Annotated in this window: 18 protein-coding genes; 11 read left to right on the forward strand and 7 right to left on the reverse strand. The window is 65.2% G+C overall.

The genetic code is table 11. From position 1 onward, the window contains the following. Nucleotides 1-216: 216 nt before the first annotated feature. On the reverse strand, nucleotides 217-1644 hold the full coding sequence (ahcY, locus tag ABFD92_14870) for an adenosylhomocysteinase (GenBank protein ID MEN6505820.1): 1428 nt from the start codon (nucleotides 1642-1644) through the stop codon (nucleotides 217-219). 236 nt (nucleotides 1645-1880) lie between these two features. On the opposite strand from ahcY, the gene ABFD92_14875 reads away from it, so the two are divergent. The 3 genes from ABFD92_14875 to ABFD92_14885 all read left to right on the forward strand — a co-directional run bounded on the left by ABFD92_14875 (nucleotide 1881) and on the right by ABFD92_14885 (nucleotide 4584). Next, entirely contained in the window at nucleotides 1881-3005 is a 1125-nt protein-coding gene (locus ABFD92_14875) for a uroporphyrinogen decarboxylase family protein (GenBank protein ID MEN6505821.1), read from the forward strand. Nucleotides 3006-3196: 191 nt separating this feature from the next. Continuing rightward, entirely contained in the window at nucleotides 3197-3535 is a 339-nt protein-coding gene (locus tag ABFD92_14880) for an L-rhamnose mutarotase (protein MEN6505822.1), read from the forward strand. Next, nucleotides 3532-4584 carry a uroporphyrinogen decarboxylase family protein gene (locus tag ABFD92_14885; protein ID MEN6505823.1) on the forward strand — a complete coding sequence of 351 codons (1053 nt, stop codon included), beginning with the start codon at nucleotides 3532-3534 and terminating at the stop codon, nucleotides 4582-4584. The genes ABFD92_14880 and ABFD92_14885 overlap by 4 nt, the downstream gene beginning before the upstream one ends. Before the next feature lie 18 nt (nucleotides 4585-4602). Here the strand turns inward: ABFD92_14885 and ABFD92_14890 are convergent, their stop codons facing one another. Further along, complete coding sequence (locus ABFD92_14890) at nucleotides 4603-5721, reverse strand: hypothetical protein (protein ID MEN6505824.1); 1119 nt, start codon at nucleotides 5719-5721, stop codon at nucleotides 4603-4605. Nucleotides 5722-5753: 32 nt separating this feature from the next. Continuing rightward, nucleotides 5754-6854, reverse strand: a complete 1101-nt coding sequence (locus tag ABFD92_14895; GenBank protein ID MEN6505825.1) for a glycosyltransferase — start codon at nucleotides 6852-6854, stop codon at nucleotides 5754-5756. 256 nt (nucleotides 6855-7110) lie between these two features. On the opposite strand from ABFD92_14895, the gene ABFD92_14900 reads away from it, so the two are divergent. The 3 genes from ABFD92_14900 to ABFD92_14910 all read left to right on the forward strand — a co-directional run bounded on the left by ABFD92_14900 (nucleotide 7111) and on the right by ABFD92_14910 (nucleotide 11618). Continuing rightward, nucleotides 7111-7782: a hypothetical protein gene (locus ABFD92_14900; GenBank protein ID MEN6505826.1), complete on the forward strand. Its 672-nt coding sequence runs from the start codon at nucleotides 7111-7113 to the stop codon at nucleotides 7780-7782. A gap of 128 nt (nucleotides 7783-7910) precedes the next feature. Further along, nucleotides 7911-9027 (forward strand): peptide chain release factor 2 gene (gene prfB / locus ABFD92_14905; protein MEN6505827.1). Its coding sequence is split into 2 segments (ribosomal slippage): nucleotides 7911-7988 and nucleotides 7990-9027, totalling 1116 coding nucleotides; the frame shifts between segments, so codons are not numbered across the junction. A gap of 284 nt (nucleotides 9028-9311) precedes the next feature. Further along, nucleotides 9312-11618: a DUF4159 domain-containing protein gene (locus tag ABFD92_14910; protein MEN6505828.1), complete on the forward strand. Its 2307-nt coding sequence runs from the start codon at nucleotides 9312-9314 to the stop codon at nucleotides 11616-11618. Between the two features lie 117 nt (nucleotides 11619-11735). On the opposite strand, the gene ABFD92_14915 is transcribed toward ABFD92_14910, so the two are convergent. Beyond that, nucleotides 11736-12914 (reverse strand): hypothetical protein, encoded by a 1179-nt coding sequence (locus ABFD92_14915; protein MEN6505829.1) that lies wholly within the window; start codon nucleotides 12912-12914, stop codon nucleotides 11736-11738. A gap of 269 nt (nucleotides 12915-13183) precedes the next feature. Here ABFD92_14915 and ABFD92_14920 point away from each other — a divergent pair, with 269 nt between their 5' ends. After that, nucleotides 13184-13828, forward strand: coding sequence for a tyrosine-protein phosphatase (locus tag ABFD92_14920; GenBank protein ID MEN6505830.1), 645 nt, complete (start codon nucleotides 13184-13186; stop codon nucleotides 13826-13828). A 68-nt stretch (nucleotides 13829-13896) separates the two neighbouring features. Here the strand turns inward: ABFD92_14920 and ABFD92_14925 are convergent, their stop codons facing one another. Beyond that, nucleotides 13897-15291 (reverse strand): hypothetical protein, encoded by a 1395-nt coding sequence (locus ABFD92_14925; protein ID MEN6505831.1) that lies wholly within the window; start codon nucleotides 15289-15291, stop codon nucleotides 13897-13899. 64 nt (nucleotides 15292-15355) lie between these two features. Here ABFD92_14925 and ABFD92_14930 point away from each other — a divergent pair, with 64 nt between their 5' ends. From ABFD92_14930 to ABFD92_14945, 4 genes are all read left to right on the forward strand, one after another. Then, nucleotides 15356-15724: a hypothetical protein gene (locus tag ABFD92_14930; protein ID MEN6505832.1), complete on the forward strand. Its 369-nt coding sequence runs from the start codon at nucleotides 15356-15358 to the stop codon at nucleotides 15722-15724. 65 nt (nucleotides 15725-15789) lie between these two features. After that, entirely contained in the window at nucleotides 15790-17148 is a 1359-nt protein-coding gene (locus tag ABFD92_14935; protein MEN6505833.1) for a hypothetical protein, read from the forward strand. 54 nt (nucleotides 17149-17202) lie between these two features. Then, nucleotides 17203-20784: a glycosyl hydrolase gene (locus ABFD92_14940; protein ID MEN6505834.1), complete on the forward strand. Its 3582-nt coding sequence runs from the start codon at nucleotides 17203-17205 to the stop codon at nucleotides 20782-20784. A gap of 93 nt (nucleotides 20785-20877) precedes the next feature. Continuing rightward, nucleotides 20878-21564 carry an SGNH/GDSL hydrolase family protein gene (locus ABFD92_14945; GenBank protein MEN6505835.1) on the forward strand — a complete coding sequence of 229 codons (687 nt, stop codon included), beginning with the start codon at nucleotides 20878-20880 and terminating at the stop codon, nucleotides 21562-21564. 6 nt (nucleotides 21565-21570) lie between these two features. Here the strand turns inward: ABFD92_14945 and ABFD92_14950 are convergent, their stop codons facing one another. Both ABFD92_14950 and ABFD92_14955 read right to left on the reverse strand, forming a co-directional pair. After that, nucleotides 21571-22809, reverse strand: a complete 1239-nt coding sequence (locus tag ABFD92_14950; GenBank protein MEN6505836.1) for a hypothetical protein — start codon at nucleotides 22807-22809, stop codon at nucleotides 21571-21573. A 37-nt stretch (nucleotides 22810-22846) separates the two neighbouring features. After that, the gene (locus tag ABFD92_14955) at nucleotides 22847-25456 is read right to left on the reverse strand and encodes a PEP/pyruvate-binding domain-containing protein (protein ID MEN6505837.1); all 2610 of its coding nucleotides are present in this window, start codon (nucleotides 25454-25456) and stop codon (nucleotides 22847-22849) included. Nucleotides 25457-25468 lie beyond the last annotated feature (12 nt).

Raw genomic sequence — 25468 nt, forward strand, 5'->3', positions numbered from 1 at the left:
CAAGGCATCTTGCGTCAATCCCCCCGTGGGTGAACCACCAACTGGAGAGCCGGATGCGGGAGACCCGCCCGTCCGGTTCGGAGGGAGGGGGAACCGGTTAACAACCGGATCTCCCTACCCCTATACACTGCAAGAAAGAAAACCGGGCGGCGGGAAGTTCGTTCCGCGCCGCCCGGTTTGTTGTTCAATCGGAAATTGAAAATTGTAAATTGGAAATCAATACCGGTAGTGCTCGGCCTTGTACGGGCCTTCGGGCGAGAGGCCCAGGTAGGCGGCCTGCTTGCTGGACAGGCGGGTGAGTTTGCCGCCGAGCTTTTCCACGTGCAGGCGGGCGACTTCTTCGTCGAGCTTCTTGTCCAGGCGGTACACGCCGATGCCTCGCTCGTTCGTCCACAGGTCGATCTGCGCCAGCGTCTGGTTGGTGAACGAGTTGCTCATCACGAAGCTGGGGTGCCCGGTCGCACAGCCGAGGTTCACCAGCCGCCCCTTGGCCAGCATGTAGATGCTGTGCCCGTCGGGGAAGGTGTACATGTCGACGGCCCCGGCCGACTCGGGCTTGATCTGCGTAATTTTGATCTTCGGCCAGTTGTTGAGCTCCTTGACCTGGATCTCATTGTCGAAGTGCCCGATGTTGCAGACGATGGCCTGGTCTTTCATTTTGGCCATGTGCTTTGCGGTGATGACGTCGCAGTTGCCGGTGGTGGTGACATAGATGTCGGCCAGGCCCAGGGTGTCTTCGAGCGTCATCACGGGGAACCCCGCCATGTACGCCTGCAGGGCGCAGATCGGGTCGATCTCGGTGACGATCACGCGGGCCTTGTGGGCCGCCAACGCCTGGGCCGAGCCCTTGCCCACGTCGCCATAGCCGCACACGACGGCGACCTTGCCGGCCACCATCACGTCGGTGGCGCGCTTGATCCCGTCGACGAGGCTCTCGCGGCAGCCGTAGACGTTGTCGAACTTGCTCTTGGTGACCGAGTCGTTGACGTTGATCGCCGGCACGAGCAGCTCGCCGCGCTCCATCATTTGATACAGGCGGTGTACGCCGGTGGTGGTCTCTTCCGAAACGCCCTTCCAGTCGGCGGCGACCTTATGCCAGAACTGCTTGTCCTTCTTGAGCTGCTTTTTCAGCAGGGCGTTGATGAGCTGCAACTCGTGGTTGTCGGTGGGCTCGTCGAGGATGGCCGCGTCGTTCTCGGCCGCAAAGCCTCGGTGAATCAACAGCGTCGCGTCGCCGCCGTCGTCGACGACGAGGTTGGGCCCCTTGCCATTGGGCCAGGTCAGGGCCTTGAGGGTGTAGTCCCAGTATTCTTCGAGGCTCTCGCCCTTGTAGGCGAAGACGGGCACGCCGCTGGCGGCGATGGCCGCGGCAGCGTGGTCCTGCGTCGAGAAGATGTTGCACGAGGCCCACCGCACGTCGGCGCCGAGCTCGACGAGGGTCTCGATGAGCACGGCCGTCTGGATCGTCATGTGCAAACTGCCCATGATGCGGGCGCCGGCGAGGGGCTTCTCGCGGCCGTACTTCTCGCGGCTGGCCATCAGACCGGGCATCTCGTGCTCGGCGATGGAAATTTCCTTGCGACCGAAGTCGGCCAGCTTGATGTCCTTGACCTTGTATTGCGCTGCTGCGACTGCCTTTGGCATAGTGCTCTCCTGAAGCCGGGGTTCGAATGGGGCATTATAATCAGGGCGGTGCGATTTCCAACCGCAATTGTCTGCAGGGCCTTGGCCGTTCTGCTGGGCATGGGTCGGGGAAGCTACGTCCACGAATGTCACGAATGACACGAATGGGAAGAAGCGGAAACGCCGCCATGCATCCGACGCGAAGTCGCATCCATCATTTCTAGACAGGCGTTCGTCTTGGCGGTTACGATGGCGCCATGCACACTGCACGCGACACCATGACGCCGCGCGAACGATGGCTGGCGGCGCTGGACATGGAGGCGGTGGACCGCCTGCCGTTCTGGCCGAAGCTGGGGGGCAACTACTCCGCGGCCCAGAAGGCGCCTTTCCGCGACATGAGCTTGGCGCAGATCCACCAGTGGATCGGCTCGGACTGTCATGAGGGGGTGGGCTTGGGCATCAAGACATCCTTCGACGGCTGGAACGTCCGTGCCGAGGCGGTTGAGCCCGGACCGGATCGCATCGTTCGCCGCAGCTATGGCGGCCCCGGGGGCGTAGAGTTGACGTCGGCGGACCGGTTCGACGAGGCCTCGGGGGCGTGGCACCCGGTCGAGTTTCCCGTCAAGACGCCCGATGACATCGACGCGATGCGAGATTTCTATCTCGCCCATCGTCTCGAGCTGGACGCGCCTTCGGTGGAGATGGCACGCAAGCGCCAGCAGGAAATCGGTCCGGCGGCCAGCACGATGGCCTGCGTCGGCACCAGCGCGTTGATGGAATGGGTGCAGCACCTGGCCGGGGTCGAGAACGCGCACTTCTTTCTGGCCGACTGTCCCGGGCGGGTCGAGGCCTTGTTCGAGGCGATGCAGACCCGTCTCGAAAACGCCATGGAACTGGCTGCCCGCCATTGCCCGGCCGACACGCTGTACCTGATCGAGAACACCTCGACGACGCTGATCTCGCCCGCCCAGTACCGGCGGTACTGCGCCGGGCACATCGGCCGCTGCGCCAGGATCGCCCGTGCCCATGGCAGGCGCCTGGTGCTGCACATGTGCGGGCATTTGAGAGACCTGCTGGACCAGTTGTCCGGCGTAGGGGCGCGGGCGTTCGAGGCGTATAGCCGTCCGCCGCTGGGATCGGCCACGCTGGCGCAGGGGCGTGCGGCGTGTCCGGACGTGTGTTTCATCGGGGGCACCGGCGCGGGGCTGTGGTTGCGCCCGGCCGAGGATATCATCGCCGCGCTGGAGAGCGACCTGGCGGCGCTGCCGCATCATCGCGGGTTGGTGATCACATCGGCCGGCGTTATGCCCCCGGCGGCGACGCCGGAAAAGATCCGCCAGGTGTGCCAGTGGGTGCAGAATTATCCGGCGCGGATGACGTGAGCATCCAGCGGTGGGTGGCTTTTGGCTGGGTGGCATGGCGACACCAGTTTCATCGGGGTCGCCATGGGGCATGGAACGATCATGGCGACCCGCATAAAACAAAAACGCGTGTCGCCATGCCACCCAGGAATGCGCGTGTCGCCATGCCACCCCGGTGCGGGTGGCCATACTATCGCCAAAGGAGCCAAGCGATGCAGCGATACGGTTCAGTAATCGGCGTTAAGGAAGATCAGATCGCCCAGTACAAGAAGCTCCACGCGGCGGTCTGGCCGGACGTGCTGGCGATGATCACCGCCTGCAACATCCGCAACTACTCGATCTACCTGCGTAAGCTGCCCGACGGCAAGCACTACCTGTTTGCGTACTTCGAGTATGTCGGCAGCGACTTCAAGGCCGACATGGCCCGGATGGCGGCAGACGCCACCACGCAAAAATGGTGGAGCGTCTGCATGCCCTGCCAGGAACCCCTGGGCGACCGCGGCGAGGGCAACTGGTGGGCGGACATGGAGGAGGTTTTCCATTGCCCATGACCTCGCGACAGCGCGTGCTGGCGGTTTTCGAGCACCAATTGCCCGATCGCGTGCCGATGTGGTGCGGCGCGTCGCAGGAGTTCTGGGACAAGTGCAAAACCCAGCTCCAACTCGACGACGAGGGCTTGCGACGGCGGTTCCACGACGACTTTCGCCGTGTGCTGGCCCGGTATGCCGGGCCGCCCATGGTGCTCCAGCACAAAGACGCCGTCAGCCGCACCATCTTCGGCGTCGAGCGGCACGGAATGGGCTATGGCCAGCCGCTCGATCATCCCCTGGCCGGGGCGTCGCTGCAGCAGGTGCATGACTATCCCTGGCCGGACCCGGACTGGATGGACATCTCGCACATTCGCAGCGAGGCGGCCGCCTGGGCGGGGCAGTACGCCATCCTCGGCGGCGACTGGTCGCCGTTTTTCCATGACGCCATCGACCTGATGGGCATGGAGGGACTGTACCTGGCGATGTTCGACCACCCGGAAGTGGTCGACGCGATGATGACGCACATGGTCGACTACTATGCCGCCGTCTCGCGGCGCGTCTTTGATGCGGCCGCCGACGTGATCGACGTGTTCTTTATCGCCAACGACCTGGGCAGCATGACCGGCCCGCTGCTGAGCGCGGAGATGTTCAAGCGGTTCATCCTGCCGCACACACGGCGGCTGATCGAGCTGGGGCACGACTACGGCTTGTACGTGCAGATGCACTGCTGCGGGGGGTTCGCCGAGTTGATCCCGCTGCTGGTCGAGGCCGGGCTCGACGCGCTGCATTCAGTCCAGCCCTCGTGCCGCGGTATGGACCTGCGGGCGCTCAAGACCCTCTTCGGCGACAGGATCGTCTTCAACGGGGCGATCGATTCGCACCGGGTGCTGATCGACGGGACGCCCGAGACGGTCATCCGCGACACGCGCGAGGTGCTGGACATCATGATGGGCGGCGGCGGATACATCGGCGGGGCCAGCCACGACACGATCCTGGAACAAACGCCCGTGGAAAACGTCCTGGCGATGTTCGACACCCTCGAAGACTATGGGGTCTACGAGAAAGCGTAGAGGCGCAAAGGCCGGCGCTCAGACGCACCGGTAGACCAGATCGGTGTCGATCCCCATCGCCTTGATCTCGGGCACGATCTGCTGGTAGAAGCGGTTGCCGTCAACGTAATAGCCGGCCGTGGGCTCAAGACCGGCGATGCGCGCGGTCCAGAAGCGGTTGAACAGTTCCATCATGCACTCGCGGATGTACTTGCACAGCATCGACGCCAGCGCCACGCACAGGTGCTGGTCTTCGGCTTCGACCTGGTAGCGGATCTCCGCCACCCGGCCTGACATGGGCGCCCCGTTGTGTGGCATGGGCGTCTCGCCCATGCTCTTGCTTTGTGGCACGGGCGTCCCGCCCGTGCTCCCCGAATCGCGACCATCATGGACACGCACAACGGAGTTGTGCGTGGCACCCGTCTGGCCCTTAATGGGCGAGGCTTCCGTAATTCGGTACGCGCTGAACGTCTCGCTCTCATCGATGACCTTGAACTGCGCCTCGGGGAAAATGCGCTGCAGGCCCTCCAGGTACGACCGCCGCCCGCCCTGGCGGTCGACGTCGATCTGCACCCGCTTGCCGGCTGAAAGCTCCCACACGTGCGCCAACAGCCGCGCCACCAGGTCGCCTACCGTGGTGGCTTTGCTCCGCGTCGCCCGAACCAGGCGATTGTACTGCCCGGCCTCGAGCACCTCGCTGCGCATGCAGAGGCATTTCACCCCCGCCCGCTGCATCGCCGTGCGAAGGGCGGCCGCGGGCAGATCCACGGCCGTCGGCGTCAGGCAGGTCGGCAGGGGCAGGTCCTGCCCGGCGTACCAGGGGTACTCGTCCATGACCTTGAGCATGGCCGGGCAGACAAACGCCAGCAGCCCGCGCAGCGACTGGGGTCTCTGATCCAGCGAGCCAAGGAACGCCAGAGCGCCCAGTTCCAGGTGGTCCAGCGCGCCGGGGCGCTGGCGGTGGTAGAGCTTCTTGCTGTCGCTGACGACGATGCGCTTGCGCGTTCGCGAGACCTTGCGCGACACCGCCAGCGCCAGCGTCTGCCAGAGCGACTTGTCCAGCAGGTCGTCGGGTACCTCAAAGGCCGTCGCCGAGACTACCAGCGGTCCGAGGACCGGTCCCAGCCCCGCCTCGTCTATGCCCGCAATGATTGCCATGATTCTCCCGTAGCATGGGCGAGACGCCCGTGCTACTCCTGCATCGCCAGGTCTCGGTAGACCGCGGCGGTGCGGTCGGCGGCAGCTTCGATGCTGTGGTTCATCCGCACGTACTCCAATCCGCGCGCCGCCTGGGCCTTGGCCGTGGCGGCTGTGCATAACAGCGTGCCCAGCTTGCTATCAAGTTCGTCGCTGTTGCCGGGACGAAAGAGCGAGGCCGTCACGCCGTCGATCAGGAAGTCGCACGCCGGCTGGCGGACGCTCAGGACCGGTGCGGCGGCGGCCAGGGCCTGGAGGCAGTTGAGGTCGACCCCTCCGGGCGAGACGGGGGCGACGTAGAGATCGGCGCTGCTCATGATTCGCCCGATGTACTGCGAGGGCTGCTCGGGCACCATGGTAACCTGGGGCGCCAGGCCCCGCCGCGCCACCGCCCGCCGCAACCTCCGCTGGGCCGCTCCGCCACCGAGCACGAAACAGTGCCACCGTGGACCGTCCTTGAGCACCCGCACAAGACTCTCGATCACGCTCTCGAACGGCTCGCTCTCTTCCATCGGACCCCCGAGCACGATCGCCCGCGGGCGCAGGGCATCGTCGGGACCGTCATCGGCGCGTCCGACCGCCTCGACGCCCGGCCGCGAGAGCACCGCCTGCACGTGCTCGCCCAGCTTTGCGCGCAGGGCGTCGCAAAGCGGCTGCGAGGCGGTCAGCACCGCCGCCAGCGGCAGATTCGCCGGAACCTTCGGGGCCGCCAGGTCGTCGGCTCGGTAGATCGAGACCGCAACCGGTCGCGTCAACCGCCGCCCCAACCGCGTGCTGACGTCGATCGTCGCGCCGTCCAGGCCATGCACGACCTCCACCTTGCAGCGGGCCAGTTGCGTGGCGGCCGCTTCGATCGCGGCCGCGTGCAGCCACCAGACCTTGCGCCATCGCAGCGGGACCAGCGGCAGCGTGGTCGCCAGGGCGCCGGAGGCTGCGGGGTCCTGGCCCAGCAGGGCGATCTCGATGCCCCGCTCGCGCAGGGCGCCGGCCAGCGGGGCCAGGAACGCCCCGAGGCGCACCAGCGTCTGCGGGGCGGCGACCCACACCACGCGCAGGGCTCGCGGGGGATGCTCGATCTGTTCGGGCGGATTCACAGGGGACTATTTAACCACAGCGGGCGGCTTTGAGCTATGCGCTTTCAGCGTTACGCGTATCCCCCAGTTACCAGCGGGGGAAAAGTCGCGGCGGAGGCACTAAATGAAGAAGCAATTCGTTGTGTGAATTACTTCTTCATTTGGTGCCGTGTACCCGTGCCCAGCGCAAGTATTCATCAAAGCCAAACAACGGCTTTGATAAATACTTGGTGCCTCCGCCGCGACTTTTCCCCCGCGGCGGACCGATAACAGAGGTATGCCTACGACCATGCCATCGGCGCCGGATTTCCACCAGATGCTCCAATCGCAATTCGCCGGCGGCGGACCGGGGATGGTGATGCTGGTCCTCTGGGGATTGCTGCTGTGCTTTCTGGGATATCCGCTGCTGAGGATCCAACTGGTGATGGCGGGCCTGGTCGGGGGAATCCTGCTGGGAGCGATTTCCGCCGCGGCCCTGTACACCCAACCGACCGGGACTGACTACCTGATCTTCTGCCTGGCCGGGGCGATCCTGCTGGGACTGTTGAGCTGGTTCCTTTACCGCCTGGTGCTGGGGCTGGCGGTGCTGGCCGGCGCCACCGCACTGACGGCGACGCTGATGAACTACACGCACACATCCTGGATCGTCGGGGGGTTGATCGGACTGGTGTTGGCGCTGCTGGTGTTTGTCTACACGCGGCCGCTCGTGATCGTGCTGACGGGCGTCAGCGGCAGCGTCAACGCGGTGTTGGCCGCGACGCTTCTGGCGGTGGGCGCCGCGGGGCCGGAGGACTTGTGGCAGGTCTTTCGCGGCAACGTGTTGACGGGCATTATCGCCGCCGGGGCGGCTTTCGTTCTGGCGGCTTTGGGGTTATACTGCCAGTTCCGCCTGGCGCGAAAGTATCGGATGTGGATGGCCCCCGAGAAGGAGACCCAGGCCGCAGGATAGAGAATTGCAGATTTCTGATTTGGGATTGCGGATTGATACGGCAGGCGCCAATCCGAAATCCGAAATCCCAAATCCGCAATTGAGGGAACCAAACGCCCTTCCGGGCGTCCTACGTACAGGAGTTGTAAATGGCCGAACGAACCGAGAATCTGCGAGATTCGATCGAAACCCTCAGGGCCCGGATCAAATCCATCCGGGACTCTCTTTGACTTTGCAGGCAAGAAGTCGCGGTTGGGAGAACTTGAGACGCAGATGTCGGCGCAGGGATTCTGGGACAACGCCGAGGCCGCCAAGATCGTCGTCGCCGAGCTCAAGGCCGCCAAGGCCGTCGTCGACCCGATCGCGGCGATGACCAAGCGCGTCGAGGACGCCGCGGCGCTGGAAGAACTGGCACGCGAGGAAGGCTGCGACGAGACGATGGCCGAAGCGTCCGGCGAGGTCGACAAGATCGCCGCCTCGCTGGAGCGACTGGAACTGGCGACGCTGCTGTCGGGCGAACATGACGCCGGATCGTGCTACTTCTCGATTCATGCCGGCGCCGGCGGCACGGAAAGCTGCGACTGGGCGGAGATGCTCATGCGAATGTACATCCGATATTTCCAGCGCAGCGGGTACGCCACCGACGAGATCGACCGCGTCGACGGCGAAGAGGCCGGAATCCGCTCGGTGACCTTCAATGTCCGCGGGCCTTACGCGTACGGGTACCTCTCGGCCGAGCGGGGCGTGCATCGTCTGGTGCGCGTCAGCCCGTTCGATTCGCAGAACCGCCGCCACACGAGCTTCGCCTCGGTGGACGTTCTGCCGGAGCTGGACGACGTGGTGCTGGATATCGACTGGGCCAAGGAAGTGCGCGAAGACATTTTCCGCTCCAGCGGCCCGGGCGGGCAGAACGTCAACAAGGTTTCCAGCGCCATCCGCCTGACGCACCTGGAGACGGGCATCGTCGTGCAGTGCCAGAACGACCGCTCCCAGCACAAGAATCGAGCCGAGGCCCGCAAGATGCTCTCGGCCAAGCTGTACCAGCGCGAGCAGGCCAAGCGCGACGCCGAGTTGAGCAAGCTTTACGGCGAGAAGGGCGAGATCGCCTTCGGCAACCAGATCCGCTCGTACGTGCTGTACCCCTACCAGCTCGTGCGGGACGAGCGGACGGACCTCAAGAGCCCCCACACCGACCGCGTGCTCGACGGCGACATCCAGGAGTTCATCGACGCGGCCCTGCGGCTTCGCGCCGAAAAGGGCCAGTAGCGAAAAAATATTGGGCCACAGAAACACAGAGAACACCGAGAAGAAGTGAATAGTGGAAAGACGAGTTCTTCTTCCACTGAGTTTCTTCCTCTCTGTGAGCTCCGTGCCTCTGTGGCCCAGCCGAGCTGCGAAAAGGACCGGACCGATTACTTGAAAGGATCGGGCAAACCTGACATAATTCGATAAGCGGCTGCTGCGACCGTCGGGGGGGAACCGCCCCGGAGCCGGAGGCAGGCGATGCGGTGCCCACGGCAGTCAAACCGTCGAGGACTCAAGGTGATACCATGCGACGATTAGCCCTGATTCTCCTGTGCGTGACGCTGCTCTTTTCTCTTCTGGCCGCATCCGCCGACGCCAAGCCGCGGCGCAAGGCACGCAAGGGCGCCGAGCCCGCCGCCGAGTTCTCCGACGAGAACGTCGCCAAGGCGATCAAGTCCGCCATCGATTTCCTCTACTCCGCCCAGAACGCCGACGGTAGTTGGCCCGCCCACGGGCAGTTCAAGACCGGCCCGACCGCCATGGCCACCTACGCCTTGCTCTCTGCCGGAATCAACCCCCAGGAAGAGCGGCTCAAGAAGGCCCTGGAGTGGCTCAAGGCCAACGACTCCACGCACACCTACGACCTCGGGCTGCGATGTTACGCCTGGCACCTGGCCAACAACTCCACGCTGGGTCGCTATCGCGAGCAACTGATGAAGGAAGCCGCCCTGCTCGTGGCCTCCACCGCCACCGGCTCGTACGGGTACACCTCCGACGGTAAGCCCGCCGGCGGCGACCACTCCAACAGCCAGTACGGTCTGCTGGGCGTGTGGGCGGCGGCCGCCGACGGCATCGACATCTCCCCGGATTATTGGAACAAGGTCCTCAAGCACTGGGTTGGCGCCCAGTGCGACGACGGTGGATGGCAGTACAGCGGCAAGGCTGCTGTCGGCAAAAACACCATGACCGTCGCGGGCATCGCGACGCTCTACATCTGTTACGACTACTCCGGTCTGGCCGACGCCAATCCCGGAAAGCGGTTCGACGCCATCCAGAAGGGGCTGGACTGGTTGGACAAGAACTTCGCTCCCGGTGGCGACGGATACTACAACTACGGCGTCGAGCGCGTGGGCGTGGCCGCCGGGTACAAGTGGTTCGGCGAGCATGACTGGTACAAGGAAATCGCCAGCACCCTGCTGCGGACACAGGCGCCCAACGGCGCCTGGCCCGGTGGATGGGGCGACGTCCCCAACACCTCGTTCGGTCTGTTGTTCCTCATTCGCGGGCGACAGCCCATCCTCTTCAACAAGCTCCAGCACGGCGGCGACTGGGACCGCCGCAGCCGCGACCTGGCGGCCGTGACGCGCTGGGTGAGCCTGAACCTCGAGTCGGAAGTGAACTGGCAGATCGTGGATTTCAAGCACCCCGTCGACGAGTGGCACGATGCGTCGATTCTGTACATTACCGGCACGAGCGACCCGAAACTGACGCCAGAGCACCTGGAGATGCTCAAGAAATTCGTCGAGGACGGCGGGACGATCTTCACCGTGGTGCAGCAGGGGGGCTCGGCGTTCAACACGGCCATGCAGTACGCCTACAAGATGATGTTCCCGGATTACCCGATCCAGCCGGTTGACGCAAAGGGCGCTTTGTATAGCTCGTACTTCGACATCAAGAAGGCCAGCATGTTCAGCGAAGTCACCAACGGCGCCCGTCCGCTGGTGGTGCATTGCGACGAAGACCTCGCCGCCCGATGGACGTCCAACCGCGCTTTGACCGATCCGAAGAACCGCGAATACCAGTTGGCGTACAATGTGGCCCGCTACGCCTTGGACAAGACCAGCGACCTGCCCGCCCGCGGGCACGTGTTCTGGCCTAAAGACGCCAAGGCCGCCGCCAACGCCAAGAGCATCGAAGTCTACCGCATCAAGTACAAGGGGCGGTGGAATCCCGAGCCCCGCGCCTGGGCCCGCTTCAAGGACATGATGGCCCAGGATGAGAACATCGTCATTACCCTGCCCGAGGCGGTGACGCTGGGCGATCTGCCCGCCGGCGCCAAAGTCGCCCACATGACCGGGTCAGGCGACGGCGAGTTTTCCGACGAAGAGGCCAAGAAGCTCGCCGCCTTCGTCAACGGCGGCGGAACGCTCATCATCGACTCTGCCGGCGGAAACCCCGCCTTCACCGCTTGCGTCGAAAGCCTCCTGCGGCGAGCCTTCCCCGAACCCCGCAACAGCCTGACCTCCCTCTCTGCCGTGGCGCCGATGTTCCTCCTGCCTGACAGGGTGATCGAGAAATGCGGGTTCCGCATGCAGACCTCCGTCAAGGTCGCCGACCGCTCCCCGCAGTTCAAGTGCGTCACCGTCGCCGGCGGGCGCGCGGGCGTCATCTTCAGCCCGCTGGACCTGACCTGCGGGCTCATCGCCTGCCGCGCCGGCACCATCAACGGCTACGACATCGACACCGCCTTCGATCTGATGCGCAACCTGGTGATCTACGCCGACACCGTGCAGGCCGTGCCCGGTTCGGCCGCGTCCCAGCCGGCCGCGCCCGCCGCGCCCGCCGCCAAGCCGGTCGTCCCCGACACCAGCGGCGTCGGCGGAGCATATTGACAGCAGTGGTGTGTTGTGAGTGGTCAGTGGTGAGAAGAACGGGATGCAGTTCCCATGGCCCGACCCCGCTTGCGGTTTGGCGTTTCTTCTTGAATCTCAGATCTCAGATTCAGATTCTCAGACCCGGCGAATCGATGGTTCTGTCCCCCGGCGCATGGTCCTGCCCAGCCACACCGCCCCCGCGGCGCACGCCGCCATCCCCGCCACCCGGAATGTCCGCAGTTGCCACGGTTCCATCGCCCCGGCGCCCGTCGAGGGTTGGCTGGCCGCCAGGTGCTGCATCCCCGCCGCGGCTGTCAGCCCCAGCGCCATCAGACACATGATGAACCACACGCCCAGGGCGGCGCCGTTGCGGGCGTTGCCACGGGCCGCGCGGGCCATGGCGATCTGCGCCAGTCCCGTCACCGCCAGCAACACCAGCATGTGCATCCAGTACCCGCCCAGGTGGAACGGGAAGAAACTCTGTCGCCAAGCCGTCGTCAACGCCAGCGCCGCCGGAAGTAACGCCACGGCCACCACACTGCGCCCCGTCCCGGACAGGAACAGACCGCCGGCCAGCACCGCCGCCACCGGAACGCGCAAGTCGCCCACCACCCGCGTCGGAAGCGGCGCCTGACCGTGACTGAGCACCCACGCCACGCCTCCGCAGGCCGCCAGCGTCCCTGAAATCGCCAGGACCGCCAGAAGGCTCCACCGCCCCGCGACGGCCTTGTCGAGCGGGAGCATACCGTTGAGCAGCAGCGCCAGGACTGCCAGAAAGCATCCGCTGACCAGCACGCGACGCAGACCGTCGCTGTCGAAGCCCGCCGAATGAATCCCGTCCATCGCGCTGGTCTGCACCGCCAGTTCGCGGCCCTGGCCCAGCCACCACGCCGCCAGCACGATCAGCAGGCCCACCAGCAGCGTGATTGCCGGAACCGGACGACGCAGCAGCACCGACATAAGGCCGTTGAAGCCGCCTATTGCCGTCCCGGCCGCCGCCCCCGTCGCAATCACCGCCCAGGCCGCCCATCCGGCGTTCAACGCCGCCGCGGCGACGAGCCCTCCCACGGCCGCCACGGCCCAGACGCTCATGTCGATGGCTCCGCGCCGCATCGCCAGCAGCATCGCCATCGCCGGCGGCAGATACGGCGACGTTGCGCGGTCGGCCAACCAGATCATCGTCTGCAGCGACGACCCCTGCCACCACGGCAGCGTCACCGCCAGCGCCGACAGCGTCAGCAGGCAGTACAGATCCCGCCATACCGGCTTGGGGACCGTGGGGTGGGGCGTGAGTTTGTCTTCCAGCCAGGACAATTGCCTCTCCTTAAGCTCGACAAGTGTACCCGCCGGAGCGTATCCGAACACGCGGTTTTTGTTTATGGATCCTCACCGGCCTTGGGCGTCCCGCCCATGCTCCTGCCGTGTGGCATGGGCGTCTCGCCCATGCTCCCTGTTTTTGCGGTCAGGGACACGCACAACGGAGTTGTGCGTGGCACCCATCCCGCCCGTGCTCCCCGTGCCCATGCAACCCGCGCGGCAACTTCCTTAGCACCGCCTGCCGCCGCTTGGTACAATCTCACACTATGGCAAGACAAACCCGCCGAAGATGGTTCATCGTCGTGCTGCTGCTCGTGCTGGCCGCCGGCGCCGGCGTGCTGGGGCTGCGCGCCTTCGATATCGACCTGCTGGCCCCGCGCAGCGGCAACGACACCGCCTTCCATGCCACCCTCTCGTCCACGAGACCGTGGGCGGCGACCATGTCCAAGCCGGGCCTGCCCAACCTGCACCAGGTCAGCGAGACCCTCTATCGCGGCGCTCAGCCGACCGAGGAGGGCATGAAGCAGCTCAAGGCCATGGGCGTGCGGACGATCGTCAACTTGCGGTCGATGCACAGCGATCGCGATGAGATCGGACGCACCGGCCTGGCGTACGAGCACATTCGCATGAACGCCTGGCACGCCGAAGACGAAGACATCATCCGCTTCCTGCAGATCGTGACCGACCCGGCGCGCCAGCCGGTGTTCGTCCACTGCCAGCACGGCTCCGATCGCACCGGCACTATGTGCGCTGTCTACCGCATCGCCGTGCAAGGCTGGACCAAGGATCAGGCTCTTCAGGAGATGACCGAAGGCGACTTCGGTTTCCACGAAATCTGGCAGAACCTGCTGGTCTACATCAACGCCCTGGACATCGAAAAGATCCGTCTTCAAGCCGGAATTGTGCGTTAACCGGGCATTCCTTTTCCTTGCACTTTGTCCCAGCGAGGACGGCCCCGGTTTTGCCACGGGCGGGCGTTCTATGGTTTCTTCGGCGGATTGAGAACCCGCGCCGAGAAGACCGGGTCGTCAGCAATCGTCACCGCGACCTTATGGGTCGATATCTCGACCTCACGGTCGCTCTCATTGGGGCCTCCACGCTTGATGGCCTTCATGCGCAGGAGGAACTCCCACGATCCCGGGCCAATAACGTAGGGTTCCTGCGGATCGGACGTATCCACCAGGAACGACACCACCAGCATGCCCTCAGCCGTCTTGCGGATCTTGACCTTGTTGCCGTCGGCGTCGTTCTTGTCGCGCGAGGAGTAATTCAGGCCGATGTCCAGAGCCCTGTACCCGCCAGGGTCCAGCGGCTTGATCCAGAGCGTCTCGTCCTTCATGCGTTTGAAGCGCTCGCGGCTGGCGGCGACGGCGTCCTGGCCGGGGTTCTTCTCAAAGCCGATGCTGATCTCGTCGAGGTCCTCGGGCAGCTTGTACGCGCAGGTGATGTAGAACTTCTTGCCCAGGCTGACCTGGGCGGCGCGGCGGTCCTCTTCCGGCGTCTTGCCCAGACTGTCGGCGATCCACCCCTCAAGAAGTCCGACGGCGCCGGCCTCTCCGTCCTTGGCCAACTTTACCTGCGAGCCGAACCCCTTCTTCGCCAGGAGCGCTGCAGCATTACGGGCGATGGCGATGGCCTGCTCCTGGGTGACGGCGCCATCCTCCAAATGGAGGAAGAGCCTCACATGGAACCAGAGCTTGGCGCTGTCGAGCTGGACGTGGACCTGGCAGCCCTTGCCGTTGCTGTTGAGCATGATGAACATGTCGTTGCGGTCGAGTCCGAAACCCAGATCCTCGACGTAGCGGTATTTGTAGTAGGGGCTCTTGGGATTCTTGACCTGCTCGCGCCATCCCTTGGCGTCGCGACCCTTCCACTCGGCGATGGACTTGGCGGTGTACGGGGCGTTGATCGAGGCGAACAGCGTCATGTCCAGCCGCCGCAGGGGGCGGTTGTCCTGGACGGGCTGAGGCTGCTCGGCGTCGGGCGGGGCGTAGCGGTAGTACGCGCTGACGTGGCAGAAATAGGGAGCGCCTTTCTCCAGCGTCGAGCGCCCGGGGCGGTACGTGAAATCGGTCTTGCCGGTCTTCCTGTCGGTCTCCCAATGCCCGGAGATGAATGGGCGCCCGTCCGGCCGGGCGCCGTTGATGTTGTGCGAACACGGGACGCGGCAGAATCCGGCGTGGGGCTGCTTCTTCTGGGGAAACAGGCTACGGAACTCCTCGTCGGTCAGAAACAGCTTGTGTGCCGGCGGGGGGGCGTTTTCCCACGTCAAGTTCTTGTCCAGTGCGGCCGCCGGAGCGGCTGTCAGCAGAATTACGATAATCAGACAACACATCAGCGTCAGGTGCTCCGCCAATCGTCGAGTGGTAGTCATGTGTGGCCGCCTTATAGTCTGTTCATGAAGTGAGTATTGCCTGCTCTGTGTTCAATGCGTCTCTGTGGCCGAAGCAAAAACCGACGACGAGGACGAGGACGACGACGAGGACGATCCGCCCACGATGGCATATTCAACCTTGTTTGCGTTGAATAACGCGAACAACTTTCTGGATTCTTCCTGTGTCTCCATAGAACTGTCGTCTCAGTTGCTCAACGGCTGCGATGCGCTCTTCCGGCGGGCGCGACAGCCAGTACGCCAGGTCTCTGGCGGCTTGCGACTTGTCAGTGACATCGTGTTTGGCGACCACCCGCTCGATCATGATGTATATTATCGTCGAAAACGTGGACGCTCGGAAAGAACAAATCGTCAACCATCCCCCCTCTGCCATGGTTTTATTCTGTCCCAGAATCGCTTACACTTCGCCGCATGAATATTACTGCCGATCTTAGCGTGCGCAAGGCGCGGCCGCGCATTGGGCTGCTTCCTACGGGGCATTTGATCTATTGGGACCAGTTCCCCGGGCTCAAGCAGCGGGGGCTGGATATGTATGAGCGGTACCGCCGGCGGCTGGCGGAGATCGGCGACGTGATCTCGCCGGGCCTGGTGGATACCCCCGAAAAGGCCTGGCAGGCCGGGGCGACGTTCGCGGCCGAAAAGATCGACATCCTGCTGGTGCTGCCGCTGGGGTACACCACGGGCATCGTCGTGCTGCCGGCAGTGCGGGCCGTTGGCGACCGCCTGCCGCTGCGCATCCTCAACACGCACCTGGACGGCTCGTACGACTACAAGTCGGCCGACACGGCGACGTATCTCTATCACGAAGGCCCGTGCTGCATTCCCGAATACGCCGCGGGGCTGGTGAGCATGGGGCGCGAGTTCCGCGTGCGCACCGGGGCGTTTGGCTCGGGGCGGTTCTGGCAGCAGGTATCGGACGATTGCGTCGGGGCGGCCGCCGCTCGGGCGATGGGCGCGCTGAACGTGGGGCTGCTGGGCAACACGTACACCGGCATGGTGGACATGCCCACCGACGAGCATCGCTGGCTGCGTGCCAGCGGCCGCATGATCGTCCGCCCGGAGGTCGAGGAAATCGAGGAAGCGTACCATGCCGTGACGGCCTCGCAGACGCAGGATATGTGCGCCCAGTTCCGCCGCGCGTATGACGTGGACGCGACGGTGAGCGACGAGCACATGGAGTTCTCGGCGCGGGCGGCAGTGGCATACGAGCAGGTCATCCTTCGCCACGACATTTCGGCATTCGGGTACTACTGGTGGGGGCAGAAAGATCTGATCACGCAGTTGCGGGCTCAGTCGAACCTGGCCGTCTCGCGCCTGGCGGCGATGGGCCGCCCCGGCGTCACCGAGGGCGACGTGAAGACCGCCATGGCGATGAAGATCCTTGACCTTCTGGGCGGAGGCGGGATGTTCGTCGAGTTCTTCGCCATCGACTACGATGCGGACTTTCTGCTGATGGGCCACGACGGGCCCAGCAACATCAACATGGCCGCCGGACGGCCGAAGCTCCAGCACCTCCAGGTGCATCACGGCAAGACCGGCCACGGGTTGGGGATCGACTTCGACGTGCGGCAAGGGCCCGCGACGCTGCTTAACGTCAGCCAGTTCGGCACGGGTGAGACGTTCAAGCTGATCGCCGCGCCAGCCGAGGTCGTCGCCGGCGACGTGTTGCAGATCGGCAACCCCAACTGCCGCATCAAGGTCGAGCGCCCGATCGAAGAGTTCTTCGACGCCTGGTGCCGCCAGGGTCCCGCCCACCACATCGCCCTGGGCAGCGGCGACCATCTGGCCGAATTGGAAACCTTCGCCCAGGCGATGGGGTTCGAGTTCGTGAAGATTTGACGCAGGTGATGCCGTGAGTTTCGCAGAATTGCAGAATGACGAGGCGCCGCATTGATGAACCCGGACTACATGCAGTGGGCCTTGGCTGATGGATTGGGGTTTCCCTCCCGCAGCGGCGATCTTGACGTGATGGCCGGATTCCGTGATCCGCCGGCGGGCTATGGCGAGGTGCCGTTCTGGTGGTGGACCGGCGACGTGCTCGACGCGCCTCGGCTGATCGCCCAGATCGAAGAACTGCACGCCAAGGGCGTCAGCGGCGTGCAGGTCAACTACTCGCACTACGACACGCCCAACGACTGGCTGACCGAGCAGGACGAGCCTTCCATCTTCTCGCCGCAGTGGTGGAAGGTTTACACGCAGGTTTCGCAGGCTTGCGCCAAGCTCGACATGGGCATCGGCATGAGCACCTATACGGTGGACTGGCCCGGACCCAAAAACCTCTTCTACCAATTGTTCTACTCCAAGGCGGAGCTCAACGCCTTCGAGCTCGAGGCCGGAGAATCTCGCAAGGCCGCCAGCGGCCAGACCGTCACGATTGACTGCCCTGCCGACCAGATCGCCGCGCGGGCGTATCCCGTCGTGAACGGTCAGCTCCAACGCGGCGGCGTGGACCTGGCGCCACATATAAAGGATGGCACGCTCACCTGGACCGCCCCACAGGGCCAGTGGGATGTCCGCACGTTCCGCAGCGTGCGAAAGGCCGGCACGCTCAACCCGATGATGAGCGGTGCGGGCGAGACCGTGATCGCCGGGTTCTTCCAGAAGTTTCAGGACCACAACGGCGGCTCATCGAAGGGCCTGAACTACTTCTTCAACGACGAGTTGCACGTGGGCATGGGCAAGTTCGCGTGGAACGGCGACTTCACGGCCGAATTCCGCCGCCGCAAGGGCTACGACCTGCTCGAAGTTCTGCCGGCGATGTGGGAGGACATCGGCCCGCTCACGCCGAAGGTTCGCATGGACTACGCCGACGTGCGCATGTCGTTGATGGAGGAGCGGTACTTCCGGCCGATCTTCCACTGGCACGCGTCGCGGGGGATGATCTTCGCCTGCGACAGCGGCGGGCGCGGGCGACATCCCAACGAGTTCGGCGACTACTTCCGCGCCACGCGCTGGTACACCGCGCCCGGACACGACACGCCCGGCGGCAAGGCCGACTTGATCAAGGGCAAGGTCTCGTCGTCCATCGCCAACCTGTACCAGCGGCCGCGCGTGTGGCTCGAGGGCTATCACAGCCTGGGCTGGGGGGCTGCGCCGGAGCTGCTGATGCACGCCACGCGCGAGAACTATCTGTACGGCTGCACGCTGCTGAACCTGCACGGGCTGTACTTCACCACGTACGGTTCGCACTGGGAATGGGCGCCGCCGTGCTATCACTTCCGCATGCCGTACTGGGCGCACATGGGCGTGTTCCTGAAATACTTCGAGCGTCTGTCGTACGTGATGAGCCAGGGCTGCCTTGCCGCCGACGTGGCGGTGGTCTACCCCGTCGCGCCGTACGAAGCCGAGATCGACGCCGACGCGGCGCGCGACACCGCCTTCGAACTGGCCCGCCAGCTCATCGCGGCCGGGATCAACTTCGAGTTCATCGACAACGACTCGCTCGCGCGGGCCTGCGTTGAGAACGGCCGCCTGGTCGTCAAAGACGCCGGCGCGTCATACCAAGCGCTGGTGCTGCCGAACATGAAAGCCGTGCGCTGGGCGACCATCGAGAAAGCGGCCGCATTCGCAGCCGGCGGCGGGAACGTGTACTGCGTCGGCTCGCTACCGATGGCGTCCGATCGCGCCGGGCGCGACGACGCGGAACTGGAGCGGATGAACGCCACGGCGTTTGCCCCGCAGCATCGACTGGCCGATGCAGCGGCGGCCGTCGAGGCCATCCGCGGCACGTTTGTGCAGGACGTGCGAGGCCTCGGCCAAACCGTGCGGGCGATTCACCGCAAGATCGGCCCGCGCGACGTGTACATGGTTCTGGACGCACAGCCGGGCGCCGTCGTCGAGTTCCGCGCCAAAGGCGCCGTCGAACTGCTCGACCCGTGGACCGGCGCGGCGGCGCCGCTGCATGTGGTCGCCCAGACGGCAACCGGCACGCAGGTTGAACTGCCGCTGGAACCTTACGAGGCGCAGGTGGTGGCGTTTACGCCAGGCAAGAAGCACGTGAACCCGGCGGCGAAGGACACCCGCCCCGAAACGGCCAAGCCGCTGCCCCGGACGTGGACCGTCGAGTTCGTGCCCACGATGGACAACGCCAACGGCGATTTCCGAATCCCTGTCACGAGCGACAATAAGATGATTGGAGTCGAAGCTCGCCGTTTCGCATGGGCGGGCGAAACCCAGGCATTGGCCAAGACCGCCATGCTCCCGCAAACCGACGACAGCAGTTGGGCGAGAAATCTGCATGGGTTCGGGACGCAGTTCTACGTGCTGGGCCCGGTGCCTGCCGACGTGGACACCTTGCAGCTTGACGCAAAACTCGCCGCCCTGTCGGCAGTCGATCCGCTCGTGCCCTTGGAAATCTCGGGCAAGAGCTTCACCTGGCGGCCCTACGACTTCTCGTGGCGATATGGCAAGGAAGAGGATCTCGGCCACCAGGGTTATCACGGCCTCAAGCGGACTGTCACCGACGACTTCCTCTGCCTGGGCAAGGCGGTGGACGGTCTCAACGAGACGCGCCACGAACCAGATGGCGGCCGCTACTACCTCTGGACCTCGGCGACCGTCGCGAAGCCGACGACGGCCGCGATCTGCGTCAGCCGCGGCGCCCCGGCCGACAAGAGCCACACCTCGCCGGTCATCACGCCGGCGGCGGTGTGCGTCAACGGCGCGGCTGTAGCGGACCTCGCGCAGGGCGTGGAACTCAAAGCCGGCGCCAATCCGGTTGTGGTGCGATACGATGCCGGCGGGCGCGGGCACTTCGTGATGCGAGACCAAGCCGTCGCCGTTCCGGCTGTGCGGCAGAAGCTGGCGATGCGCTGGTATGGCGACGCCGGCGTGATCCGCTTTGACGTGACGGCCGGTCGGCAAGAGACGCAGTGGCTGCGATTCCTCTCCGCCCCCGGCACCGCTTCCATCTGCGTGCAGGCGCGGGGCAGCGTCACGGCCTGGATGGACGGGCGGCCGATGCTCGCCAAGGGCGACGGCCGATTCGTGCCCGGACGGCCTTGCCCCCGCGCGGCCGTGATTGCCCTTCGCATCAAGAGCGAGACGGGCTGCATCGGCGGCGCGACCGTGCCCGAGCCCGTGACGATCCAGACCGACGGCCGCGGCGAGATGCCGCTGGGCGACTGGTCCAAGATGGGCGTCCTGAACAACTACTCCGGCGGCGTGCGGTACAGCACCAGCGTTACGTTGACTGCCGACGAGGCCCAAGGCGCGATCACGCTGGGCCTGGGCCACGTGGCCGGCACGGCCGAGGTGTACATCAACGGCCAAAGCGCCGGCGTGCGCGTGGCACCGCCGTGGAAGGTCGGTGTCAGCGGCCTGTTCAAAGCCGGCCTGAACACGGTCGAGGTGCTGGTGTACAACACGCTGGCCAATCACTACCAGACCATCCCGTCGCGCTATCGCGGCGAACCGGTCTCAGGCCTGATCGGCCCGGTGCGACTTTTGATCGTAGCACGGGCGTCTCGCCCCTGAGTAGCATGGCCGTCTCGGCCATGTCCTTGCTTTGCACGGGCAAGATGCCCGTGCGACTCATGGGCGAGACGCCCATGCTACTGAGGAGAACAGATGCCCGACTTGGGATACAACTACCGCCTGCCGGAGTTCGCTGCCGGTAGCCGCCTGCTCTTTCAGGGCGACTCGATCACGGATATGCAGTGGGGGCGCAATGAGGCCGACCGCAATCACTACCTCGGCCACAGCTATGTGTTTCTGATCGCGGCGCGGCTGGGGGTGGACATGCCGGCGGCCAAGCTCGAGTTCTTCAACCGCGGCGTCAGCGGCAACACGTTGGGCGACTTGAAGAACCGCTGGCAGAGCGACGCCATCGACATGAAGCCTGACCTGCTGAGCATTCTCGTGGGCGTCAACGACGTCCACCGCGCCGGCGGGGCGGTGGCCTTGCCCGCGTGGGAGGCCGACTACCGCTGCATCCTCCACGCCAGCCGCAAGGCCAATCCCGCCCTGCGGCTGGTCCTGCTGGACCCCTTCGTTCTGCCTTCGGGCAAGCTGGCCGACAAGGACCAGTGGCAGCAATGGCGCGGGCAGGTGGACGCGCTCTGCACCATCGTCGAGCGACTGGCTGTCGACTACCAGGCCGTCCATATCCGCACGCAGGAAATCTTCGACGCCGCCGCGGCCGCCGTCGAGCCCGCGCATTGGATGTGGGACGGCGTCCATCCACTGCCCCAAGGCCACGAATTGATCGCGCGGTATTGGCTGCAGGAAGTCAGTGCCCGCTGGAGCGGGCGGTAGACCGTGCTACTTCAGCAGTTGCCTGCCGATGTTCTGACAGGCCGTAATGAAGCCTCTGAGGCCGGCGGGGGCTTTGTCTTTGGCGGCTTCGCCGCCGTATTCCACCAGGACGGCGGTGAGGAATCCGGTGTCGCTGAAGAGCGGTTCGGCGTCGCCCTTCTTGTCGCGCACGTGGCGGGCGCGGGCGGCTAGCTTCTGGGCGAGCCATTCGTGCTCGGCGCCGCTGGCCGATTTTTCCAGCGACTCGGCGGCCTGCTCGTATTTCCCGTCGGCGGCCAGTCGCTCGCCGGTGAGGAAGACGCTGATCGGGTTATCCGGCCAGGCTCGCATGGCACGGACCACTTCCAGGTCGGCGGACCGCAGGTCGCGTTTAGTGCAGTGATCGTACGCCAGGATCAGGTGGATGGTGCTGAGCAGTTGCGGACCGGTCATGGCGGGATTGGCGTCGCCCGTTGCGGCGCAGTGTTCAACCTCCTGCGCCCCCAGAATCGGCATGCCGTTGGCCGAGAGCGCCACGCCCCGCAACAGGTGATATCCGCACTTGAGCTGAGGGGAGGTTGGATTCGGGTTAAGCATTTCCACCTCGTACAGTGCGGCGTTCATGCTGCCGCTGGAGAGGTGCCCCACGGCCAGAACCACGCCGGTCATGGGCGGTGGCGTGTCGGCCATGGCGTTCATGTCGGTCTCGATGCCTTTCCAGTCGGGCTTGCCCTCTGCCAGCGGTTGGCGCCCGGTCGCCAGTGTGGCCAGTTCGGCGGCGGCATTGGCCAAGTCGCGCACCAGATCGCTCAGGGTGGCGGGATCCTGTTTCCCCGCCTGGGCTGCCGCCAGCGCCAAGCCCTTGAACGTGCTCGTGACGAGCGTGCGGCGCGTGGCCCGGTAGGCCCTGGCCTTCCAGGAGTCAAGCAACGCGATGAGGCGCGCTTCCTCGGCGGCCAGGTCCGCTTCGCGCCGAGCCGCCGCGGCGGCCGCGGCGGTGGCGTCATATGCTGCCGCGTCGGAGGGGGCGGTGGTGGGCTGGGCCAGGAGTTCCTTTGCTGCGTCGGCGGCTTCTGATGCGCGGTTGGCGGCCGCGGCGGCGGCTTTGGGATCTTTAGCTGCGCGTGCGGCGATGGCTTGGGCCAAGGCCTGTGCGGCGACGGCCTGAGCTTCGGCGGTGGTCTTGGGTTTTGAGCTGGAGCAACCGGCCAAAGCAATCGCCGCGGCCAGAACTAGCACGTTTATCTTCATGGTGGCGTACCCCATGTGCCTTTTCCCATCCTCTTAATCCGTTTCCAATCCGTTAATCCCGCACTCCCCGTCCCTGGGCGCGCGGGCTGCGGTGGCAGACGACCTGCTGCTTGAGGTTGTTGGCGTAGAGCAGGATGTCGTTGTCGGGGAAGTCGATCACGCGGACGATCTCGCCCAGCGGGCCGCAGTTGGGCACGATCTGTTCCAGAGCGTTGGGGCACGAGCGAAGGAAGGTCTCGTTGAGCACGTTGCCGTCCTGGTTGGGCAGCAGGGTGAAGTAGAGGATGTCATTCTCCACCAGGTCGCTGAAGTAATGCGTGCCCAGCGAGGCGCTGGGGATCAGGTCCTCGCGCATCGCCACGACCTCGCACAGGGCGGCGGCGTTGTTGATGTCGGCGAAGGCCGTCGGGATCCCCAGCGAGGGCGTGGTGGTTCCCCACCGCCCCGGGCCGATCAACAGGTCGCTGGTGTGGTGCGGGCGGTCGCCGGCGTGCATCACCTTGCCGATCAGCCGCGCGACGCTGTGGCGGTCTGCGATGGGCAGGCGGCCGTACTCGAAGGGGCATATGAAGATGATGCGGCTGACGGACAGGAGGCGGCTGGGGCCGATGACGGCGCCCTTGGTGCGCAGCACGAGTTGCTCGTCGGGAATGTGATCGGGCGGGGCGACGATGGTTCCGGCGCCTTGAACCTGGAGGGGGCGGCACTGCACGAGGTTGATCTTGTAGTGCTCGGGGTCGATGAAGTTTGCGGTGAACTCAACGTCGACCGGGTACGCGTAGGCGCGGTGGAGCACCTGGAAAAGGTTTCGCATGTCGTCGACGAAATCCGTTGCCGACAGCAGCTTCTCGAACGTCAGCACCCAGTCCGGCGGCGCATCGGGCGCGGGCGAGGCCGCGGCGCTGGCGACGGTCTCGATCGGCAGCGAGACGCCCTGGGCGACCACCTGCGGGAAACTGCTGGAGATGAGCTGGTTGGACTGCAGGTTCAGCACATCGACGCGGCGCTGGGCGTACTGGCGCACCTCGTCGAAGGTGCCCTCGGGGCGCATCTGTGGGGCGTTGAGGGCTACCACGCGCGTGTAATCGTCGTCGACGCGGTCGACGGCGCGCGTGCCCAAGCCGAACACCAGGCGCAGCATGCCCGCGTTGGGGTCGATCTCCTCGTTCCAGACGTACGGGTTGATGGAGAAGCCCACGCCGGCCACGTGCGGGTAGAAAAGTTGCCCGTTGAGCGAGCCCGATACGCGCTGCACCAGCAGGGCCATCTGCTCGTCGCTGTCCAGCAGCCCGCGCTGGGCGCGGTAGCGCAGGGCCTTCTCGCTCATGGTGCTGGCGTAGATGGTGCGGACGGCCGACATGAAATCTTCCAGCCGCTTGTCGCGAGAGCCCTGGTTGACGCAGAAGACGCTTTCGTACTTTCCGGCGAAGGCGTTGCCGAAGCTGTCCTCCTGAAGGCTCGACGAGCGGACGATGATGGGGCTTTGGCCGAAGTAGTCGAGCATGTCGCTGAACTGCTTCTGCGTCTCGGGTCCGAAGCTGCCGCGGATGATGCTCTGGCGGGCGCGCTCGGCGCCGTCCAGGAAGCTCTGCGGGTCTTTCTGGCGCTGGCGGATCCACCAGATGCCGTTGCGCACCAGGAAGGTGTAGAACACGTCCGAGCCGATGTAGAACGAATCGTGCGGCTCCAGCAGCGCCGCAAGGTGCGGCGTCGAGCGGCGCAGCACCGCGCGGGCGATCAGCATGCCCACGCTCTTGCCGCCGATGAGCCCCGTGCCCAGCATGCGCCCGCCCAGGCGGATGATCTCGGCCAGCGTCATGTATTTCTCGACCAGGTCGAACAGGCGGTCGTTGCGCGTGACCATCATGTAGACCAGGCGGCGGAAGATCTCGCGCTCGCGCTCGGGCGGGGCCTCGCCCTTGGCGACGGCTTCCATTGTCTCGGCGGCCTCGCGAAAGCTGCGACCCCACAGTCCGCTGCCCTCGGCCGACGACGCCAGTCGCCGCCAGGGCACGGCGGTGAGGATCTCCGAGATCACCGCACTTTGTGTCACCGGTAAAAAGTCGTCGCCGTGCCAGACGTGCAGGAAGTACATCGTCGGCGAGAACCGCTGCTGCACCTTCTGGGGGTGAATGTACAGTTCGCCGTTGTGGCGGTAGATGTTGATGACGACCTGGGCGGTTTCGGCGATGGTGGCCGTCGTCTCGGCGGCGTGACAATTTCGCAGCAGGCCGAAGTACGCGATGGCCTCGACGTCATAGAGGTACGGGCAGGTCAGCAGGAAGAAGTTGCCCAGCATCTGGTCGCTGTACCAGTCGGCGGCAAGGTCCGAGAGGCAGTCGAAGATGAAATATGAGCCGTGGCCGTGCTGCTCGACGACGCGGTGGATCGCCGCCAGGAACGCCTCGAAGCCTTCCTCGGGCTTGAGTTCGTAGACGTCGGCCCCGGCGTCGTCGCCCAGCAGCGGCGGGTGCTTGGCGAAGCGGAAGTAGATGAGCTTTCGCCCGCTGCGATGGGCGGCTTGGCAGCAGGGGGCGATGAACGGGCGGTAGTTCTCGACGGTATCGACGTGGAAGACGATGTTGTCGCCGGGAATCAGTCCGCCCAGCACTTTGTCAAAGCCGGCCAAGCCTGTTCCGAGATTCGCGTCGGTTTGTGGCATACCAGTCACTTC

This window comes from Planctomycetaceae bacterium, assembly GCA_039680605.1.
In the GTDB taxonomy this organism is placed as follows: Bacteria; Planctomycetota; Phycisphaerae; order SM23-33; family SM23-33; genus JAJFUU01.

Excerpts from the sequence above, each read along its gene's own strand:
- ABFD92_14880 (MEN6505822.1), top strand. The coding sequence starts at position 3,197 with ATGCAGCGATACGGTTCAGTAATCGGCGTTAAGGAAGATCAGATCGCC.
- ABFD92_14875 (MEN6505821.1), top strand. The coding sequence starts at position 1,881 with ATGCACACTGCACGCGACACCATGACGCCGCGCGAACGATGGCTGGCG.
- ABFD92_14910 (MEN6505828.1), top strand. The coding sequence starts at position 9,312 with ATGCGACGATTAGCCCTGATTCTCCTGTGCGTGACGCTGCTCTTTTCT.
- ABFD92_14920 (MEN6505830.1), top strand. The coding sequence starts at position 13,184 with ATGGCAAGACAAACCCGCCGAAGATGGTTCATCGTCGTGCTGCTGCTC.
- ABFD92_14950 (MEN6505836.1), bottom strand. The coding sequence starts at position 22,809 with ATGGGGTACGCCACCATGAAGATAAACGTGCTAGTTCTGGCCGCGGCG.
- ahcY (MEN6505820.1), bottom strand. The coding sequence starts at position 1,644 with ATGCCAAAGGCAGTCGCAGCAGCGCAATACAAGGTCAAGGACATCAAG.
- ABFD92_14900 (MEN6505826.1), top strand. The coding sequence starts at position 7,111 with ATGCCTACGACCATGCCATCGGCGCCGGATTTCCACCAGATGCTCCAA.
- ABFD92_14925 (MEN6505831.1), bottom strand. The coding sequence starts at position 15,291 with ATGACTACCACTCGACGATTGGCGGAGCACCTGACGCTGATGTGTTGT.
- ABFD92_14955 (MEN6505837.1), bottom strand. The coding sequence starts at position 25,456 with ATGCCACAAACCGACGCGAATCTCGGAACAGGCTTGGCCGGCTTTGAC.
- ABFD92_14940 (MEN6505834.1), top strand. The coding sequence starts at position 17,203 with ATGAACCCGGACTACATGCAGTGGGCCTTGGCTGATGGATTGGGGTTT.
- ABFD92_14890 (MEN6505824.1), bottom strand. The coding sequence starts at position 5,721 with ATGGCAATCATTGCGGGCATAGACGAGGCGGGGCTGGGACCGGTCCTC.
- ABFD92_14945 (MEN6505835.1), top strand. The coding sequence starts at position 20,878 with ATGCCCGACTTGGGATACAACTACCGCCTGCCGGAGTTCGCTGCCGGT.
- ABFD92_14885 (MEN6505823.1), top strand. The coding sequence starts at position 3,532 with ATGACCTCGCGACAGCGCGTGCTGGCGGTTTTCGAGCACCAATTGCCC.